Consider the following 18,427-nt stretch of genomic DNA (forward strand, 5'->3'; position numbering starts at 1 on the left):
GAAGCCATGCGGGTGGCGCGGTGCGCTTTGCGGGACGGGAAAGGGTCAATGATAGCGCCAACGGTGCGCGCTCTGGACTTCAGCGTATCGGCGAGCGCCGTCAGCAAAGCTCCGCCCGACCGTCCGGTCGGAGAATTTTTCCAAGCACTGGTGGGCGCCGCTAAAGACAAAAATGCTCAAAGCCCCGCCACCACTCCGATTTCAGCCGTCAACGCGCTGTCGGATCATGGGGTAGAATTCCACTTTGGAATAAGGATCGGAAGATGCACTGGCAGCCTCGGATCGCCCATTTGATGCCCGTCCCGCGTGAGTCTCGTCCCGCGGCGGAGCGTCACGTCCGTCACGCACGATCGTGTAGCTGTCTCTGAGCACCGCGAAGCGACTGATGTGGGTAGGCCGTCGGTCGGGCTTCGCTCCCCATAGAAGATTTCCAGCATTGCGCCCCACGCGCACCGTCAGCCGGCGCCTCATTCGTGAGCGCGTTGGGTTGACCCACCGAGTCGTCCGAACATGAACGCACCTCAAGTTTTCGATCCGCACGGGGCCGCCACTGCGGTGGTCGCCGATCCCGAAGCGCGTCTGCGCGAAATTCCCTATAACTACACGTCGTTTTCCGACCGCGAAATCGTCATCCGCCTGCTAGGCGACGAAGCCTGGGCGGCCTTGGCCGAACTGCGCGCGGAACGCCGCACCGGCCGTTCGGCGCGGATGTTGTACGAAGTGCTCGGCGACATCTGGGTCGTGCGCCGTAATCCTTACCTGCAAGACGACCTGCTCGACAATCCGAAGCGCCGCGCGCTGCTGATCGAGGCGCTGCACCACCGTCTGACCGAGATCGAGAAGCGCCGTCGCGCCGATCTGGTCGAGCACGGCGACGAAGCGGGCATCGATCGGGCCGCTCGCGTTGAAACGCTGGTGGCGGCCGCGCGCCGCGCCGTCGACGATTTCGAGAGCGAATTCCAGAAGACCTTCGATCTGCGCCGTCGCGCGAACAAGGTACTGGGCAAGGTCACGGAAAAAGACAACATCAAGTTCGACGGCTTGTCCCGCGTTTCGCACGTGACCGACGCGACCGACTGGCGCGTCGAGTACCCGTTCGTCGTGCTGACGCCGGACACCGAAGCCGAGATTGCCGGCATGATCAAGGCGTGTTTCGAGCTCGGTCTGACCGTGATTCCGCGCGGAGGTGGCACGGGCTACACGGGCGGCGCGGTGCCGCTCACGCCGTTCTCAGCCGTCATCAACACAGAAAAGCTCGAACAACTGGGCGCGGTCGAGATGACCGAACTGCCGGGCGTCGACCGCAAGGTGGCGACGATTTTCTCCGGCGCGGGCGTGGTCACTCGGCGTGTGACCGAAGCGGCCGAGCAGGCCGGCTTTGTGTTCGCGGTCGACCCGACCTCGCTGGATGCATCCTGCGTCGGCGGCAATGTCGCGATGAACGCGGGCGGCAAGAAGGCGGTGCTGTGGGGTACGGCGCTCGACAACCTGGCCTGGTGGCGCATGGTCGACCCGGAAGGGAACTGGCTCGAAGTCACGCGTCTGGACCACAACCTCGGCAAGATTCACGACATCGAAGTCGCGCGTTTCGAGCTGAAGTGGTTCGACGGCCGGTACGCGCCAGGCGAGAAGCTGTTGCGCACGGAAGCGCTCGACATCAAGGGCCGCGTGTTCCGTAAGGAAGGGCTGGGCAAGGACGTCACGGACAAATTCCTCGCCGGTCTGCCGGGTGTGCAAAAAGAAGGCTGCGACGGCCTGATCACGTCGGCGCGCTGGATCCTGCACAAGATGCCCGCGCATACGCGCACGGTCTGCCTCGAGTTCTTCGGTCAGGCCCGTGAAGCGATTCCGAGCATCGTCGAGATCAAAGATTATCTGTTCGAAACGTCGAAGCAGGGCGGCGCGATTCTCGCCGGCCTCGAGCATCTGGACGAACGCTATCTGCGTGCGGTCGGCTACGCGACCAAGAGCAAGCGCAACGCGTTTCCGAAGATGGTGCTGATCGGCGACATCGTCGGCGACGATGCGGACGCGGTCGCGCAAGCTACCTCGGAAGTCGTGCGCATGGCCAACGGCAAGAGCGGCGAAGGCTTCGTCGCGGTCAATGCGGAAGCGCGCAAGCGTTTCTGGCTGGACCGCAGCCGCACCGCCGCGATCGCGAAGCACACCAATGCGTTCAAGATCAACGAAGACGTGGTGATCCCGCTGAACCGGATGGGCGAGTACACCGACGGCATCGAACGCATCAATATCGAACTGTCGATCAAGAACAAGCTGCAACTGGTCGACGCGTTGGAAGCGTTCTTCAAGGGTGGCAAGCTGCCGCTCGGCAAGAGCGACGACGCTAACGAAATCCCGAGCGCGGAGTTGCTCGAAGATCGTGTGCAACAGGCGCTCGATCTGCTGAAGAAGGTGCGTACGCGCTGGGAATTCCTGCGCGACAAGCTCGATCTGTCCTTGCGCGAGGCGCAGCACTATCTGGTCGGCCTCGGCTACGAAGGGCTGGCGGAGAAGTTCGCCGATCGCGTCGACGAGCAGCCGGACGCCACCGTGTTCCACATCACCCAGGATCGGACGATCCGCGTGTCGTGGAAGGCGGAGATCCGCGCCGAACTGCGTCAGATTTTCAACGGCGGCGAGTTCAAGCCGATCCTCGAAGAAGCCCAGGCGATCCACAAGAAGGTGCTGCGTGGCCGCGTGTTCGTCGCGCTGCACATGCACGCGGGCGACGGCAACGTCCATACGAACCTGCCGGTCAACTCCGATAACTACGAGATGCTGCAGGACGCCCACACGGCGGTCGCGCGCATCATGAAGCTGGCGCGTTCGCTCGACGGCGTGATTTCCGGCGAGCACGGCATCGGTATTACCAAGCTCGAGTTCCTGACCGACGAGGAGATCGGCGAATTCCGCGCCTACAAGCAGCGCGTCGATCCGCATGGCCGCTTCAATGCGGGCAAGCTGCTCGCTGGCGCGGATCTGCGTAACGCCTACACGCCGAGCTTCGGCCTGATGGGCTACGAATCGCTGATCATGCAGCAGTCCGACATCGGTGCGATTTCCGATTCGATCAAAGACTGTTTGCGTTGCGGCAAGTGCAAGCCGGTGTGCGCGACCCACGTGCCGCGCGCGAACCTGCTGTACAGCCCGCGCAACAAGATTCTCGCCACCTCCTTGCTGGTCGAGGCGTTCCTGTACGAAGAGCAGACGCGCCGCGGCGTGTCGATCAAGCACTGGGACGAGTTCAACGACGTTGCAGATCACTGCACGGTCTGTCACAAATGCGTGACGCCATGCCCGGTGAAGATCGACTTCGGCGACGTGACGATGAACATGCGCAACCTGCTGCGCAAGATGGGCAAGAAGAAGTTCAATCCGGGCAACGCCGCCGGTATGTTCTTCCTGAACGCCACCAACCCGCAGACCATCAACCTCGCGCGTACCGCGATGATGGGCATCGGCTACAAGGCGCAGCGCCTCGGCAACGACGTGCTGAAGAAGTTCGCGAAGAAGCAGACGGCGCACCCGCCGGCAACCGTCGGCAAGCCGAAGGTCACGCAGCAGGTGATCCACTTCATGAACAAGAAGATGCCGGGCAATCTGCCGAAGAAAACCGCGCGCGCGTTGCTGGACATCGAGGACAACAAGATCGTCCCGATCATCCGCAATCCGAAGACGACCACCGCCGATACGGAAGCGGTGTTCTACTTCCCGGGCTGTGGCTCCGAGCGGCTCTTCTCGCAAGTCGGTCTGGCGACGCAAGCCATGTTGTGGGAAGCGGGCGTGCAAACCGTGCTGCCGCCGGGCTACCTGTGTTGCGGCTATCCGCAGCGCGGCTCGGGCCAGTTCGACAAGGCCGAGCAGATCGTCACGGATAACCGCGTGCTGTTCCACCGCGTCGCGAACACGCTGAACTACCTCGATATCAAGACGGTGGTGGTGTCGTGCGGCACGTGTTACGACCAGCTCGCCGGTTACGAATTCGAGAAGATCTTCCCGGGCTGCCGGATCATCGACATCCACGAGTTTTTGCTCGAGAAGGGCATCAAGCTCGAAGGCGTCAACGGCGTGCGCTACATGTACCACGACCCGTGCCACTCGCCGATCAAGACGATGGACCCGGTCAAGCTCGTCAATCAGCTGATGGGGTCGGAGAACGACGGCTACAAGATCGAGAAGAACGATCGCTGCTGTGGCGAATCCGGCACACTCGCGGTGACGCGCCCGGACATTTCGACGCAAGTCCGCTTCCGCAAGGAAGAGGAAATGCGCAAGGGTGCTGCCAAGCTGCGGGGTATTCCGTTAGTGGCTGAGGCGGGTGCGAATGGCATCAATGCGGGCAATGCGTCGGCCGGCGCGGTGGGTGCGCCGGACGGCTCCGTGCTCAAGGCGGGCAACGGGCCGCAGCCGAACGGCACCCCCGACGTGAAGATCCTGACGAGCTGCCCGTCCTGCCTGCAAGGGCTGTCGCGTTACAACGAAGACGCGGGCACCGAGGCAGACTACATCGTGGTCGAGATGGCACGTCACGTGCTCGGTGAAGACTGGATGGCGGATTACGTCCAGCGGGCGAACAATGGCGGAATCGAGCGCGTGCTGGTTTAATGGCACGACTGACGATTTTTGCCTGAGGACGACGATGGACTGCGTTTTTTGCCGTGAAGATGGCGGCGATGTGCTGTGGCAGGACGACACCCTGCGTGTCGTCCTCGCCGACGAACACGATTACCCGGGCTTTTGCCGGGTGATCTGGAACAAGCACATCGCTGAGTTTTCCGATCTCGCCGAAGCCGACCGCGATCGCGTAATGCAGGCCGTGTACGCGGTCGAGCGGGCGATCCGGCGCATTCTTCAGCCGGTGAAGGTCAACCTGGCGAGCCTTGGCAACCAGGTGCCGCACGTGCACTGGCATGTGATTCCGCGTTTTTCGAACGACGCTCATTTCCCGCTGCCGATCTGGGCGCCGCGCCAACGCACGGTGTCCGAAGCCATGCTGTCGTCGCGCCGCGCGCAAGCTACCTTGCTGCGCGAGGCGGTGCGGGAGGAAATCGAACAGGCGCTTGGCTGAGCGCCCCCGAACGTGTGACGCTTCGCGCCAGCCCCCCAAGGGGACTTCCCGAAGGGCTGAAAACCTGGGGCGCCCCGGCGTTTTCTTATGATGAGGTCAACATGAGCGGACTGACTCGCGATACCCCGGTGCCAACCGGCGTGGTCGTGCATTCCAAATCGCGCGTACTTGAATTGCAATACGCAAACGGCGAAACGTATCTCCTGCCGTTCGAACTGTTGCGCGTGTACTCGCCGTCAGCAGAAGTGATGGGCCACGGGCCCGGCCAGGAAACGTTGCAGACCGGTAAGCGCGACGTCACGATCACGATGATCGAAGGCGTCGGCAACTACGCCCTGCAGCCGACTTTCTCCGACGGGCATGCCACCGGCATCTATTCCTGGGACCTGCTGCACGACATGGCCGTCCGCCAGGATGAACTCTGGCGCGATTATCTCGCCAAACTTCAGGCGGCCGGCGTCGACCGCGACGCACCGATGGCGCCAGCCGGTGCCGCGCACGGACACTGTCACTAGCCGGTGCTGCACACGGACACTGTCACTGATACGATTCGCCCTGATCGCCGCGCTGATGCGGCGCAACATTTCAGAATACGCGAAAGGACGAGCGCGATGAGCAAAACCCACTTCGGCTTTCAATCGGTCGACGAACAGGAAAAAGCGCAGAAGGTGGCGGGCGTGTTCCACTCGGTCGCCTCCAACTACGACTTGATGAACGACCTGATGTCGGGCGGGTTGCACCGGGCGTGGAAGATGTTCACGATCGCCCAGGCCAACGTCCGGCCGGGTTTCAAGGTGCTCGACATCGCCGGGGGCACGGGCGACCTGTCCAAGGCGTTCGCCAAACAGGCGGGCGAAACCGGCGAGGTCTGGCACACCGACATCAATGAATCGATGCTGCGCGTGGGCCGCGACCGCTTGCTGGATAAGGGCGTGATCACGCCGGCGCTGCTTTGCGACGCCGAAAAGATCCCCTTTCCGGACAATTACTTCGATGTGGTGACGGTGGCCTTCGGCTTGCGCAACATGACGCACAAGGATGTGGCGCTGGCCGAGATGCGCCGCGTGTTGAAACCGGCAGGCCGTCTGCTGGTGCTGGAGTTCTCGAAGGTGTGGGATCCGCTTAAAAAGGTCTACGACGTCTATTCGTTCAAGGTGTTGCCGTGGCTTGGCGACCGTTTTGCGAAGGACGCCGAGAGCTACCGCTACCTGGCGGAATCGATCCGGATGCATCCGGACCAGGAAACTTTAAAAACAATGATGGAACAAGCGGGCCTGGACGGCGTCAAATATTACAATTTGTCAGCTGGCGTGGTAGCTTTACATGTGGGGACCAAATACTAGGGTTCCTAACCCATCGTTTTTTAAAGGAAAGTACGAAAATGTCCGATTCAGGCGTGTTATCTATCCGTAAGGTTAAACGGTCGCTGGTGAGACGAATCGGACTGATCGCGATGGTCGGCCTGATCATGGCCGGCTCTCTCGCCTCGCTCGATGCGGAAGCTCGCCGCATGGGCGGTGGCCGTAGTCTTGGCCGTCAGTCGAACACGGTTCAGCAGCAGTCGACCCCGTCGCAACCTTCCCAAAGCAATCAGGCCATGCAGCAGCGCGCGCAGCCGGCACCGGCGCCTGCGCCGACGCCGGCAGCTGCGCCTAACCGCTCGCGCTGGCTCGGGCCGATCGCCGGTCTCGCGGCCGGTCTCGGTATCGCTGCGTTGTTGTCGCACTTCGGTCTGGGCGGCGCGTTTGCCGGCGCCATGGCTAATATCATCGTGATTGCGGTGGTCGCCATGATCGGTATCTGGCTGATCCGCAAATTTATGGGCCGCAAGCGCAATACGGCGCAACCGGCGTACGCCGGCAGCTCGCCGTCGCTGAACGCTGGCGGGACCGGTTACTCGCAGGAGCCGCGTTACAGCGCGCCGCCCACCGGTTCGTATCTCGAGCCGCAAGGCAGCCCGCTGACCACGCCGTCGGTCAACGCCGCGCCCTCTATCCCGGCCGGCTTTGATTCGGAAGCGTTCCTGCGCAACGCCAAGGTTTACTTTGTGCGCCTGCAAGCCGCGTGGGACGTCGGCAACCAGGAAGACATCCGCGAATTCACTACGCCGGAAATGTTCGCTGAAGTGAAGGTCGATCTGTCGTCGCGCGGTGCCGAGTCCAATCTGACGGACGTGGTGCAATTGAACGCGGAGTTGCTGGGCGTCGAAGAACGCGCGAGCGAATATTTCGCCAGCGTGCGCTTCTCCGGCCTGATCCGCGAATCGGCAGGTGCGGCGGCTGAGCCGTTCGTCGAAGTCTGGAACTTGACGAAGTCCAACCGCGCAGGCGAAGGCTGGCTGCTGGCCGGCATTCAGCAGGTGGCGCAGCACTGAGGCAGTGGGGAGCCGGAGTGCAGGCAGCACGGCTTACCCTGATTTCGCACAAAACGTTGGCCGTTCGGCATAGCAAGCCGCGAAGCGAACGGACGTTACAATAGGAACCCGCGCGGGCAACTCGCCTGCGCGGGTTTTTTCTTGCCACTTTCAATGACCCTCGCCGCCAAGCCCTTCGCTGCTGCCGTCAATCACCTGCTCGCCCGCGAATCGTGGGCCCGTGAGCGCCTCGCCCCCTACGCGGGCAAGACCGCGAGACTGTCCTGTCCACCCGTCGTGCTGATGTTATTGGTGCAGCCGGATGGCTACCTGAGTGCGGTTGACGAAACCGAGGCGCAACAGTTCGATGTGACGATCTCGGTGCCGTCCGATGCGTTGCCGGCCTTTGTGCAAGGCGGTCAGGCCGCCGTGATGAAGCACGTCAAGATCGAAGGCGACGCCGAGTTTGCGACGGTGGTCGCCAAACTCGCCGAGCATCTGCGCTGGGAACCGGAAGAGGATCTGGCAAAGCTCATCGGCGACGGCCCGGCGTGGCGGGTGGCGTCGGTCGTGCGCACGGTCGGCGAACATGCGCGGCGCACGGGCCGCAATCTGCTCGACACGGCTGCCGAATACCTGCTCGACGAAAATCCGCAACTGGTGCGGCGTGCCGCGCTGGAGGACTTCAACGTCGAACTGGCCCGCACACGTGATGCTTTGGCGCGCGTGGAAAAGCGCCTTGAACGTCTTGAACTGAAGGTCGAAGCCCGCGGTGCAGATGCGCCGGGCGGCGCCGCCACGTCGCGCGGCACGCGCTAGTCACCGGGCACAACTATGCGTTTTCTGCGTTTCCTCAAGATTTTCTTTACGGTCATCCGCTTCGGTCTCGATGAGATGATGCTCAGCCGCGTCAACGACCGGCGTGTGCGTTTGCTGCTGCGGATCACCACGATCGGCCGCAAGTTCGACGCGCCGCCGGGCGTGCGCTTGCGGCTCGCGCTCGAAAGCCTCGGGCCGATCTTCGTCAAGTTTGGCCAGGTGCTATCCACGCGGCGCGATTTGTTGCCGGTGGATATCGCGAACGAACTGGCGAAGCTGCAGGATCAGGTGCCGCCGTTCGACTCGGCGGTGGCGATCGGGTTGGTCGAGAAGTCGCTCGGCGCCCCTGTCGACGTGCTGTTCGACGATTTCGAGCGGGTGCCGGTGGCGAGTGCGTCGATCGCGCAGGTTCACTTTGCGAAGGTGAAAGCCGGGCAGCACGCGGGCAAGGCGGTTGCCGTGAAGGTGCTGCGGCCGAACATGTTGCCGGTGATCGACTCCGACCTGGCCTTGCTGCGCGACATCGCCGTCTGGGCTGAGCGCCTGTGGGCCGACGGCAAGCGCCTCAAGCCGCGCGAGGTGGTCGCCGAATTCGACAAATATTTGCACGACGAACTCGATCTGATGCGCGAAGCGGCCAACGGCAGTCAGTTGCGCCGCAATTTTGCCGGGCTCGATCTGCTGCTCGTGCCGGAAATGTACTGGGAGTTCTGCACGCCCACGGTGCTGGTGATGGAACGCATGGTCGGCGTGCCGATCAGCCAGGTGGAGACGCTGCGCGCAGCGGGCGTCGATATTCCGAAGCTGGCGCGCGAAGGCGTCGAAATTTTCTTTACCCAAGTGTTCCGCGATGGTTTTTTTCACGCCGACATGCACCCGGGCAACATTCAGGTGAGCCTCAATCCGGCGCACTTCGGCCGGTATATCGCGCTCGACTTTGGCATCATCGGCGCGCTGTCGGATTTCGATAAGAACTACCTCGCCCAGAACTTCCTCGCTTTCTTCAAGCGTGACTACCACCGCGTCGCCACGCTGCATCTGGAGTCGGGCTGGGTGCCGCCGACTACCCGGGTCGAGGAACTGGAAAGCGCGATCCGCGCCGTGTGCGAGCCCTATTTCGACCGCGCGTTGAAGGATATTTCGCTCGGTCAGGTGCTGATGCGCCTGTTCTCGACCTCGCGCCGCTTCAACGTGGAGATCCAGCCGCAACTGGTACTGCTGCAAAAAACCATGTTGAACGTGGAAGGGCTCGGCCGCTCGCTCGATCCTGAGCTGGACCTGTGGAAGACGGCCAAGCCCTATCTCGAACGCTGGATGAACGAGCAGATCGGTCTGCGCGGCTGGTACGAGCGGCTGAAGATCGAGGCGCCGCAGTGGAGCAAGACGCTGCCGCAGTTGCCGCGCCTGATTCACCACGTGTTGGCCGCACGCCACGACACCACGCGCGGCGCAAATGACGACATGATTCGCCAGATTCTGCTCGAGCAGAAGCGCACCAACCGGTTGTTACAAGGCTTGCTGCTGTTCGGCGTGGCGGTCGGCGTCGGCGCGGTGCTGGCGCGAGCGTTTCTGGTTTTCGCTTACGGCGGTTGATCCCGATCGAGATCCATATGAGGCATGCCATGAGCGACCCGAATCAACCTTCCGGCCCTGACTTCGCGACCCGCGATCCCAATTCGCCTGAGTTCTGGGACGAGCGCTTCGAGCGCCGTTTCACGCCGTGGGATCAGGCAGGCGTTCCGGCGGCGTTCCAGTCATTCGCCGAGCGGCATCGCGACGCTGCGGTATTGATTCCGGGTTGCGGCAGCGCCTACGAAGCGCTATGGCTGGCGCAGAAGGGCAATCCGGTTCGGGCAATCGATTTTTCGGCCGCCGCCGTCGCCGCTGCACGCGAACAGTTGGGCGCGCAGCATGAGCAACTGGTCGAGCAGGCTGACTTCTTCGCTTACGCGCCGCCGTTCACGCCCGGATGGATCTACGAGCGTGCGTTCCTGTGTGCGTTGCCGTTGGCGCGCCGCGCCGACTACGCGCGGCGGATGGCCGGATTGTTGCCCGACGGTGCGTTGCTGGCGGGTTTCTTTTTCGTCGGCGCGACGCCGAAGGGGCCGCCGTTCGGTATCGAGCGCGCCGAACTCGACGCGTTGCTTACACCGTACTTCGAGCTGATCGAAGACGAAGCGGTGCACGATTCGATTGCCGTCTTTGCCGGCCGCGAGCGCTGGATGACCTGGTGCCGCCGTGCCTGATGACGCTGTCGCGCGTGACGGCGGCTCGGGCCGCACTTGATTCGATAACGGCCGCCCCCATTTACGTGGACGGCGGCTGCGTCTGGCGCTCGTCCCCAAAATCCGGGGAAGGGGTGTCGTTTGCGGCTATAATTCAAGGCTTTGCAAGCGTTTACAAGATTTCAGTAGGGAAAAGTTCATGCCGATCTACGCTTATCGTTGCGAGTCATGCGGCTTCGGGAAGGACGTGCTTCAGAAGATGAGCGACCCGCAGTTGACGCAATGTCCCGAGTGCGGGAAAGACACCTTTCGCAAGCAGGTGACTGCAGCCGGTTTCCAGTTGAAGGGCTCCGGCTGGTATGTGACCGATTTCCGCGGCGGTAACAGCGGCGCAGGCGCGCCGGCCAAACCCGACGCGAATGGCGGCTCGAATGCGAATTCGGGCGAAAACGCTGCAGCCGCGAATGACGGCGCCGCGAAATCCGACACGGCTTCGGCCAACGGCACGGCTGCCTCCGGTTCATCGGGCGCAGCCGCAACGCCTGCCGCGCCCGCTGCCGCACCGGCCGCATCGGCGAGTTCGAGCGGTTCCGGCAGCGCCTAGTGGGACTGCCGCCCTTAGGGGCGGCGCACACGCCGCGCGTCGGGTATCGGCTCGCGCGGCTTTCTGGCGGTACACATGACGACGAAAAAAACGACGCTCAAATCGGTGTTCCTGACGGGCCTGCTGGTGCTGGTGCCTCTGGCTATCACACTGTGGGTGCTCGGCCTGATCATCGGCACGATGGACCAGACGCTGTTGCTGCTGCCGACCTCATGGCAGCCGGAGCGCGCGCTCGGCTTCCGTTTGCCGGGCCTCGGCGCGGTCCTGACGCTGGCGTTCATCTTTGTCGTCGGGCTGTTGACGCAAAACTTCATCGGCCAGAAGCTCGTGAAGTGGTGGGAAGTCGTGGTCGCTCACATTCCGGTGGTCGGCCCGATCTACACCAGCGTGAAGCAGGTGTCGGACACTTTGTTGTCGAGCAGCGGCAATGCGTTTCGCAAGGCGCTCCTGATCGAGTACCCGCGCCGCGGTTCCTATACGATTGCGTTTCTGACCGGCATTCCGGGCGGCGACGTGGTCAACCACCTGAAAGAAGATCACGTCAGCGTGTATGTGCCGACTACGCCGAACCCAACGTCCGGCTTCTTCCTGATGGTGCCCAAGAGCGAAGTGATCGAACTCGACATGACGGTCGACGCTGCGCTCAAGTACATCGTCTCGATGGGCGTCGTGGCGCCGTCCGCGCCGCCGGCGCCGGTGGTGCGCCGCACGACAGTCGAGCCTCCGCTGTAATGCCGGTGCGCAGGGTTTGATTGCTGCGCGCCGTTCAACTAATGCAAAACGAAAGACAAACATCATGTCGATGAGATCTGAATACTGCGGTCTGGTGACCGAAGAACTGCTGGGCCAAACTGTCTCGCTGTGTGGCTGGGTAAGCCGCCGCCGCGACCATGGCGGCGTCATCTTCATCGACCTGCGCGACCGCGAAGGCCTCGTTCAGGTCGTCTGCGATCCGGATCGCGCGGAGATGTTCAAGACGGCCGAAGGCGTCCGGAACGAGTTCTGCCTGCAGATCAAGGGCGTGGTTCGCGCCCGTCCGGAAGGCACGACGAACGCCTCGCTGAAGAGCGGCAAAATCGAAGTGCTGTGCCACGAGCTGATCGTGCTGAACCCGTCGATCACGCCGCCGTTCCAGCTCGACGACGACAACCTGTCGGAAACCACGCGCCTGACGCACCGCGTGCTCGACCTGCGCCGCCCGCAGATGCAGCACAACCTGCGTTTGCGTTATCGCGTCGCGATCGAAGTACGCAAGTATCTGGACGCGCTGGGTTTCATCGACATCGAAACGCCGATGCTCACCAAGAGCACGCCGGAAGGCGCACGCGATTACCTCGTGCCGTCGCGTACCAACCCGGGCCAGTTTTTCGCGCTGCCGCAATCGCCGCAACTGTTCAAGCAACTGCTGATGGTGGCGAACTTCGATCGCTACTACCAGATCGTCAAGTGCTTCCGCGACGAAGACCTGCGCGCTGACCGTCAGCCGGAATTCACGCAGATCGACTGCGAAACCTCGTTCCTGTCGGAACAGGAAATTCGCGATCTGTTCGAAGCGATGATCCGTCACGTGTTCAAGGAAACGATCGGCGTCGAACTGGCCGAGAAATTCCCGGTCATGGAGTACTCGGAAGCCATGCGCCGTTTCGGTTCGGACAAGCCGGACCTGCGCGTCAAGCTCGAATTCACGGACCTGACGGACGCTGTCAAGGACGTCGACTTCAAGGTGTTCAGCACGCCGGCCAACACGAAAGACGGCCGCGTCGCGGCGATCCGCGTGCCGAAGGGCGGCGAGCTCTCGCGTGGCGACATCGACAGCTACACGGAATTCGTGCGCATCTACGGCGCGAAGGGTCTGGCATGGATCAAGGTCAACGAAGTGGCGAAGGGCCGTGACGGTCTGCAAAGCCCGATCGTCAAGAACCTGCACGACGAAGCCGTCAAGGCGATCATCGAGCGCACCGGCGCGCAAGACGGCGACATCATTTTCTTCGCGGCAGATCGCGCGAAGGTGGTGAACGACAGCCTGGGCGCACTGCGTCTGAAGATCGGTCATTCGGAATTCGGCAAGGCCAACGGCCTGGTCGAATCCGGCTGGAAGCCGCTGTGGGTGGTCGACTTCCCGATGTTCGAGTACGACGAGGAAGACAACCGCTACGTCGCCGCGCATCACCCGTTCACGAGCCCGAAGGACGAGCACCTCGAGTATCTGGAAACGGATCCGGCGCGCTGCCTCGCGAAGGCCTACGACATGGTGCTGAACGGCTGGGAAATCGGCGGCGGTTCGGTGCGTATCCACCGTGAAGAAGTGCAGAGCAAGGTGTTCCGCGCGCTGAAGATCGGTGCGGAAGAAGCGCAAGCCAAGTTCGGCTTCCTGCTCGACGCGCTGCAATACGGCGCGCCGCCGCACGGTGGTATCGCATTCGGTCTGGACCGCATCATCACGATGATGGCCGGCGCCGATTCGATCCGCGACGTGATCGCATTCCCGAAGACGCAACGCGCGCAGTGTCTGCTCACGCAGGCGCCGAGCGAAGTGGACGAGCGCCAGTTGCGCGAGTTGCACATCCGTCTGCGTCAGCCGGAACCGAAGGTCTAAGCAGTAGCACGTCGAAGGCAGGCTGCCGGGTAACCGGCGCCAAAGAGCTAACGAAGGAGCAAACGAAAAAGGCGCGTGATGCGCCTTTTTCGTTTTTTGCGTTACAGTCCAAGCAACCGGTCTCCACCTCTCACCGGACGGATCGCCGACATGCACCGCGCAAGCGTTGCGCCCAGTTTTTACGCCATGCCGAAACCGCCGAAGATCCCGCAATCCGTACTCGTCATCATCCATACGCCCGCGCTCGACGTGCTGTTGATCCGGCGTGCCGATCACGCAGATTTCTGGCAATCGGTGACCGGTTCGAAAGACCGGCTCGACGAACCCTTCATTGAGACGGCGACGCGCGAGGTGGCCGAGGAAACCGGTATCGTGGTTGGCAGTACGCTCGTGCCGCACAGCGCGCTGTTCGACTGGCAGTACTCGATCGAATATGAAATCTATCCCCAGTTCCGGTATCGCTATGCCGAGGGCGTGATCCACAACACCGAGCATTGGTTCAGCCTGGAAGTACCCGAGCAGCTCGAAGTGACGCTCGCGCCGCGCGAGCACACCGCGTTTCTGTGGTTGCCGTATGAAGAGGCGGCCTCGCGCTGCTTTTCGTCGTCGAATGCTGACGCGATCCTGCAATTGCCGAAGCGACTCGCTGGGCGCCTGAATGGCCAGCCCAAGGAGCGTGCCCGGTGAGCGTCGGCGGCGCGCGCCGTTTCGCGCGACTCCGGCAATCGCTGCTCGGCCGCCGCTACTGGCAACGCTACCGCTTTACCAGCGGCAATGACGTCAAGCTGCTGCGTTCCGGCGAGGAGTTCTTTGCCGCGCTGATCGAACGCATCGACGCGGCACAGAGCGATGTGGTTCTCGAAACCTATATTTTCTGTGACGACAGCGCAGGTCAGGCCGTCAGCGCGGCGTTGCTGCGCGCCGCGGCGCGCGGCGTAAAGGTGCGCGTGATTACCGACGGTATCGGCACCGAGCGCCTGCCGATGTTCAACGAGTGGCCGCTCGCCGGCATCGACCACCGCATCTACAATCCGCATCTGTTCGGCCGCTTTGGCTTCTCGCGGACGCACCGCAAGATCGCGGTGGTGGACGATCAGTTCGGTTATTGCGGCGGCATCAACATCGTCGACGACTACGAGAACAACGGCGAGAAGCTGCCTTACCGGCGCTGGGATTTCGCCGTGGAACTGCACGGACCGGTGGTCGCCGATATCCGCCAGGCGTTCGAGGTGCAATGGCGGCGCATTCAGCTTGGGCATCGGCCTCTGGAGTCGCTCGAGCCCGATCTCGGACCGAAGACCATGGCGTCCCTCGGCTCCTTGCGTCGCCGGCGCCGCAACCGTAACGAGGCGCTTTGGGCCGGCGGCCAGCCTTGCGTGGCCTTCGTCGCGCGTGACAACCTGATCAACCGCCGCGCCATCGAAAAGGCATATCTGACCGCGATCGGCCAGGCGCGCAGTGAAGTGTTGCTGGCCAATCCGTATTTCATGCCGGGCCGCAAGCTGCGGCGCGCGCTGGTATTCGCGGCGCGGCGCGGCGTCGACGTGAAGCTCATCATCGGGCGCAAGGAGTTCAAGGCGCTCGATTACGCGGTGCCGTTCCTGTATCGTGCGCTGCTGAAAGCCGGCGTGCAGATCGCCGAGTACGAGAAAACCATGCTGCACGGCAAGGTCGCGGTGGTGGATTCGAACTGGGGCACAGTCGGCTCGTCGAACCTCGACGCGCTGAGCCTGATGCTCAACAATGAAGCTAACGTGGTGCTGGTGAACGACCCGTCGATTGGTGCGCTGCGCGAAGCAATTCTCGTTGCGTTCAAGGATTCGCGCCGGATCGACGAGGCGCGCTACGAGGCCCGTCCTGCGGGCGAGCGCGCCCTCAACTGGCTCGCTTACACGACCTACCGGGCCGTGATGAAGCTGTTGACGGTGGGTGGCTATGACTAGCGCTTTCCCCTCTCTCACATAAGCGTAAGGGCGCGGTGTCAATGAAAGGAAACATAAGAAGGCAAAGGCCTCTAAAAAATCTCCTTCCTCTGATTGACGGATGCCGCAGAATTGAAGCCGGGTTAGAAACCGGTTTCTAATAAAGTCCTTGTTTAGCGGACGGCCGCACACAATAATAGTACGGCCGTTCGATTTTCTTTCGGTCACATTAGAACGGTAAAAAAGCTATGCGAAAAGGCGAACAAACACGAGTCGCGATTCTCGAAGCAGCACTTGATCTGGCAAGCCGCGACGGACTGGAAGGTCTGACGATTGGGTTGCTGGCCGAGCGCATGCAGATGAGCAAAAGCGGTGTGTTCGCGCATTTCGGGTCGCGCGAGGATTTGCAGGTCGAAGTCGTGCGCGAATACCACCGTCGTTTCGAAGACGAGGTGTTTTTCCCGAGTTTGCGTGAGCCTCGTGGATTGCCGCGCTTGCGCGCGATGATTTCCCGCTGGATCGAGAAACGCATTCAGGAAGTCACCACGGGGTGCATCTACATCAGCGGCGCCGTCGAGTATGACGACCGCGGAGACAACCCGGTGCGTGAGCAACTGGTGTCGAGCGTGACGATCTGGCGTGCGGCGCTCACTCGTGCAATTTCGCAGGCGATGGAAGAAGGGCATCTGCGCGCTGATACCGATCCGCAGCTGATGCTGTTCGAACTTTACAGCGTCACGCTCGGTCTGCATCACGACGCGCGCTTCCTGCACTTGCCGGATGCAGTGCGTCTGACGTGGGCCGCGCTGGAAAAATTGATTGTTTCGTATCAGAGCGAAAGCCGTTAGCAGAACCGCCGAACTTCAAGCAGATTCAGCGGCGCTGAAAGATCCGATCCACGGACTCAGCTAACGGCCTGGCTCCTTGTCAAACTTGGGAGAGAGAGTCATGGGACAGTACGCCGCGCCGCTGCGCGACATGCAATTCGTTTTGCACGAGCTGCTTAACGTCGAAGCCGAGATCAAGCAGATGCCGAAGCACGCGGATCTCGATGCGGACACGATCAACGCCGTGCTCGAAGAGGCCGGCAAGTTCTGCTCCGAAGTGCTGTTCCCGCTTAATTACAGCGGCGACCAGGAAGGCTGCACGTACGTCGGCGACGGCGTCGTGACCACGCCGAAGGGCTTCAAGGAAGCCTATAAGCAATATGTGGAAGCCGGTTGGCCGGCACTCGGCTGCGATCCGGAATACGGCGGCCAGGGCCTGCCCGCGTTCGTCAACAACGCGCTGTATGAAATGCTGAACTCGGCGAACCAGGCGTGGACGATGTACCCGGGCCTGTCGCATGGCGCGTACGAATGTCTGCACGCGCACGGCACGCCGGAACTGCAGCAACGCTATCTGCCGAAGCTGGTCGCGGGGGTCTGGACCGGCACGATGTGTCTGACCGAACCGCATTGCGGCACCGATCTCGGCATCCTGCGCACCAAGGCCGAACCTAACAGCGACGGCTCGTACGCAATCAGCGGCACGAAGATTTTCATCTCCAGCGGTGAACACGATCTCTCGGAGAACATCGTTCACCTCGTGCTCGCACGTCTGCCGGGCGCACCGAATGGCACCAAGGGTATTTCGCTCTTCATCGTGCCGAAGTTCATCCCGAACGAAGCGGGTGAGCCGGGCGAGCGCAACGGCGTGAAGTGCGGTTCCATCGAACACAAGATGGGCATTCACGGCAACGCGACCGCGGTGATCAATCTGGACAACGCGAAGGGCTGGCTGGTCGGTGAGCCGAACAAGGGCTTGAACGCGATGTTCGTGATGATGAACGCCGCGCGTCTGGGCGTCGGCATGCAGAGCCTGGGTCTGACCGAAATCGGTTATCAGAACTCGCTGACGTACGCGAAAGAGCGTCTGCAAATGCGTTCGCTGACCGGTCCGAAAGCACCGGAAAAAGCGGCTGACCCGATCATCGTCCACCCGGACGTGCGCCGCATGCTGCTCACGCAGAAGGCCTACGCTGAAGGCGCGCGCGCGTTCTCGTACTGGTCCGCGCTGCACATCGACAAGGAACTGTCGCACGCCGACGAATCGGTGCGTAAGGAAGCCGCCGACCTCGTCGCGTTGCTCACGCCGATCCTGAAGGCATTCCTCTCGGACAACGCGTTCGAGAGCACCAACCACGCCATGCAGATCTACGGCGGCCACGGTTTCATTACCGAGTGGGGCATGGAGCAATACGTGCGCGACGCGCGTATCAACATGATCTACGAAGGCACCAACGCGATTCAGGCGCTCGACCTGCTGGGCCGCAAGATTCTCGGCGACATGGGCGCCAAGATGAAGAAGTTCGGCAAGCTGGTGTCGGATTTCGTCGAAGCGGAAGGCGTGAAGCCGGAAATGCAGGAGTTCATCAACCCGCTCGCCGACATCGGCGACAAGGTTCAGAAGCTGACGATGGAAATCGGCATGAAGGCCATGCAGAACCCGGACGAAGTCGGCGCCGCCGCCGTGCCGTATCTGCGCACCGTCGGCCATCTGGTGTTCTCGTACTTCTGGGCGCGCATGGCACGTATCGCGCTGGATAACGAAGCATCGGGCGATCCGTTCTACAAGGCGAAGCTCGCTACCGCACGCTTCTACTTCGCGAAGCTGCTGCCGGAAACGGCCATGACGATCCGTCAGGCACGCGCCGGTTCGAAGTCGATGATGGACGTCGAAGAGTCGCTGTTCTAAGGCACAACCTTTACGGCAAGCGCCACGCCCTCAAGCGGCGTGGCGCCTTCCACCGCCACAAGCCACACATCGCGAAACGTAAGAGACACATTCGCGAGACCGCA

16 protein-coding genes are annotated in these 18,427 nt (G+C 62.2%); all 16 read left to right on the forward strand.

Features of this window, described 5'->3' with window-relative positions; translation table 11 throughout:
• A partial coding sequence (locus PQQ96_RS24385) for a hypothetical protein (RefSeq protein ID WP_408297449.1) occupies window positions 1-294 on the forward strand: 294 nt, incomplete at its 5' end.
• Between the two features lie 216 nt (window positions 295-510).
• Entirely contained in the window at window positions 511-4,605 is a 4,095-nt protein-coding gene (locus tag PQQ96_RS24390; protein ID WP_408297451.1) for a DUF3683 domain-containing protein, read from the forward strand.
• Window positions 4,606-4,639: 34 nt separating this feature from the next.
• Window positions 4,640-5,068 (forward strand): HIT family protein, encoded by a 429-nt coding sequence (locus tag PQQ96_RS24395; protein WP_408297453.1) that lies wholly within the window; start codon window positions 4,640-4,642, stop codon window positions 5,066-5,068.
• Window positions 5,069-5,169: 101 nt separating this feature from the next.
• A complete protein-coding gene (locus tag PQQ96_RS24400; protein ID WP_408297455.1) occupies window positions 5,170-5,583 on the forward strand; it encodes a gamma-butyrobetaine hydroxylase family protein in 414 nt (137 codons plus the stop codon).
• A gap of 96 nt (window positions 5,584-5,679) precedes the next feature.
• Window positions 5,680-6,411, forward strand: coding sequence for a bifunctional demethylmenaquinone methyltransferase/2-methoxy-6-polyprenyl-1,4-benzoquinol methylase UbiE (gene ubiE / locus PQQ96_RS24405; protein ID WP_153137354.1), 732 nt, complete (start codon window positions 5,680-5,682; stop codon window positions 6,409-6,411).
• Window positions 6,412-6,449: 38 nt separating this feature from the next.
• Window positions 6,450-7,442 carry a Tim44 domain-containing protein gene (locus PQQ96_RS24410; RefSeq protein ID WP_408297456.1) on the forward strand — a complete coding sequence of 331 codons (993 nt, stop codon included), beginning with the start codon at window positions 6,450-6,452 and terminating at the stop codon, window positions 7,440-7,442.
• Window positions 7,443-7,595: 153 nt separating this feature from the next.
• Window positions 7,596-8,240 (forward strand): ubiquinone biosynthesis accessory factor UbiJ, encoded by a 645-nt coding sequence (locus PQQ96_RS24415; protein ID WP_408297458.1) that lies wholly within the window; start codon window positions 7,596-7,598, stop codon window positions 8,238-8,240.
• A gap of 15 nt (window positions 8,241-8,255) precedes the next feature.
• Window positions 8,256-9,833 (forward strand): ubiquinone biosynthesis regulatory protein kinase UbiB, encoded by a 1,578-nt coding sequence (gene ubiB, locus PQQ96_RS24420; protein WP_408297459.1) that lies wholly within the window; start codon window positions 8,256-8,258, stop codon window positions 9,831-9,833.
• Window positions 9,834-9,862: 29 nt separating this feature from the next.
• Window positions 9,863-10,486 carry a methyltransferase domain-containing protein gene (locus PQQ96_RS24425; protein ID WP_408297461.1) on the forward strand — a complete coding sequence of 208 codons (624 nt, stop codon included), beginning with the start codon at window positions 9,863-9,865 and terminating at the stop codon, window positions 10,484-10,486.
• Between the two features lie 178 nt (window positions 10,487-10,664).
• The gene (locus PQQ96_RS24430) at window positions 10,665-11,069 is read left to right on the forward strand and encodes an FmdB family zinc ribbon protein (protein WP_408297463.1); all 405 of its coding nucleotides are present in this window, start codon (window positions 10,665-10,667) and stop codon (window positions 11,067-11,069) included.
• 75 nt (window positions 11,070-11,144) lie between these two features.
• Window positions 11,145-11,801 (forward strand): DUF502 domain-containing protein, encoded by a 657-nt coding sequence (locus tag PQQ96_RS24435; RefSeq protein ID WP_074285450.1) that lies wholly within the window; start codon window positions 11,145-11,147, stop codon window positions 11,799-11,801.
• 64 nt (window positions 11,802-11,865) lie between these two features.
• Window positions 11,866-13,665 (forward strand): aspartate--tRNA ligase, encoded by a 1,800-nt coding sequence (aspS, locus tag PQQ96_RS24440; RefSeq protein WP_074285449.1) that lies wholly within the window; start codon window positions 11,866-11,868, stop codon window positions 13,663-13,665.
• A 186-nt stretch (window positions 13,666-13,851) separates the two neighbouring features.
• Complete coding sequence (nudB, locus tag PQQ96_RS24445; protein ID WP_408297530.1) at window positions 13,852-14,352, forward strand: dihydroneopterin triphosphate diphosphatase; 501 nt, start codon at window positions 13,852-13,854, stop codon at window positions 14,350-14,352.
• Window positions 14,349-15,608 carry a cardiolipin synthase ClsB gene (gene clsB / locus PQQ96_RS24450; RefSeq protein WP_408297465.1) on the forward strand — a complete coding sequence of 420 codons (1,260 nt, stop codon included), beginning with the start codon at window positions 14,349-14,351 and terminating at the stop codon, window positions 15,606-15,608. Before nudB ends, clsB begins: the two co-directional genes overlap by 4 nt.
• Before the next feature lie 227 nt (window positions 15,609-15,835).
• Window positions 15,836-16,435: a TetR/AcrR family transcriptional regulator gene (locus PQQ96_RS24455; protein WP_169490252.1), complete on the forward strand. Its 600-nt coding sequence runs from the start codon at window positions 15,836-15,838 to the stop codon at window positions 16,433-16,435.
• A gap of 100 nt (window positions 16,436-16,535) precedes the next feature.
• Window positions 16,536-18,323 (forward strand): acyl-CoA dehydrogenase C-terminal domain-containing protein, encoded by a 1,788-nt coding sequence (locus PQQ96_RS24460; protein ID WP_408297467.1) that lies wholly within the window; start codon window positions 16,536-16,538, stop codon window positions 18,321-18,323.
• Window positions 18,324-18,427: the final 104 nt, after the last annotated feature.

It is taken from the genome of Paraburkholderia sediminicola (assembly GCF_046027825.1).
GTDB lineage: Bacteria > Pseudomonadota > Gammaproteobacteria > Burkholderiales > Burkholderiaceae > Paraburkholderia > Paraburkholderia sediminicola_D.

What these genes read in the sequence shown, in the direction of transcription:
- PQQ96_RS24390 (WP_408297451.1), top strand. Translation starts at nt 511, where the DNA reads ATGAACGCACCTCAAGTTTTCGATCCGCACGGGGCCGCCACTGCGGTG.
- PQQ96_RS24395 (WP_408297453.1), top strand. Translation starts at nt 4,640, where the DNA reads ATGGACTGCGTTTTTTGCCGTGAAGATGGCGGCGATGTGCTGTGGCAG.
- PQQ96_RS24400 (WP_408297455.1), top strand. Translation starts at nt 5,170, where the DNA reads ATGAGCGGACTGACTCGCGATACCCCGGTGCCAACCGGCGTGGTCGTG.
- ubiE (WP_153137354.1), top strand. Translation starts at nt 5,680, where the DNA reads ATGAGCAAAACCCACTTCGGCTTTCAATCGGTCGACGAACAGGAAAAA.
- PQQ96_RS24410 (WP_408297456.1), top strand. Translation starts at nt 6,450, where the DNA reads ATGTCCGATTCAGGCGTGTTATCTATCCGTAAGGTTAAACGGTCGCTG.
- PQQ96_RS24415 (WP_408297458.1), top strand. Translation starts at nt 7,596, where the DNA reads ATGACCCTCGCCGCCAAGCCCTTCGCTGCTGCCGTCAATCACCTGCTC.
- ubiB (WP_408297459.1), top strand. Translation starts at nt 8,256, where the DNA reads ATGCGTTTTCTGCGTTTCCTCAAGATTTTCTTTACGGTCATCCGCTTC.
- PQQ96_RS24425 (WP_408297461.1), top strand. Translation starts at nt 9,863, where the DNA reads ATGAGCGACCCGAATCAACCTTCCGGCCCTGACTTCGCGACCCGCGAT.
- PQQ96_RS24430 (WP_408297463.1), top strand. Translation starts at nt 10,665, where the DNA reads ATGCCGATCTACGCTTATCGTTGCGAGTCATGCGGCTTCGGGAAGGAC.
- PQQ96_RS24435 (WP_074285450.1), top strand. Translation starts at nt 11,145, where the DNA reads ATGACGACGAAAAAAACGACGCTCAAATCGGTGTTCCTGACGGGCCTG.
- aspS (WP_074285449.1), top strand. Translation starts at nt 11,866, where the DNA reads ATGTCGATGAGATCTGAATACTGCGGTCTGGTGACCGAAGAACTGCTG.
- nudB (WP_408297530.1), top strand. Translation starts at nt 13,852, where the DNA reads ATGCCGAAACCGCCGAAGATCCCGCAATCCGTACTCGTCATCATCCAT.
- PQQ96_RS24455 (WP_169490252.1), top strand. Translation starts at nt 15,836, where the DNA reads ATGCGAAAAGGCGAACAAACACGAGTCGCGATTCTCGAAGCAGCACTT.
- PQQ96_RS24460 (WP_408297467.1), top strand. Translation starts at nt 16,536, where the DNA reads ATGGGACAGTACGCCGCGCCGCTGCGCGACATGCAATTCGTTTTGCAC.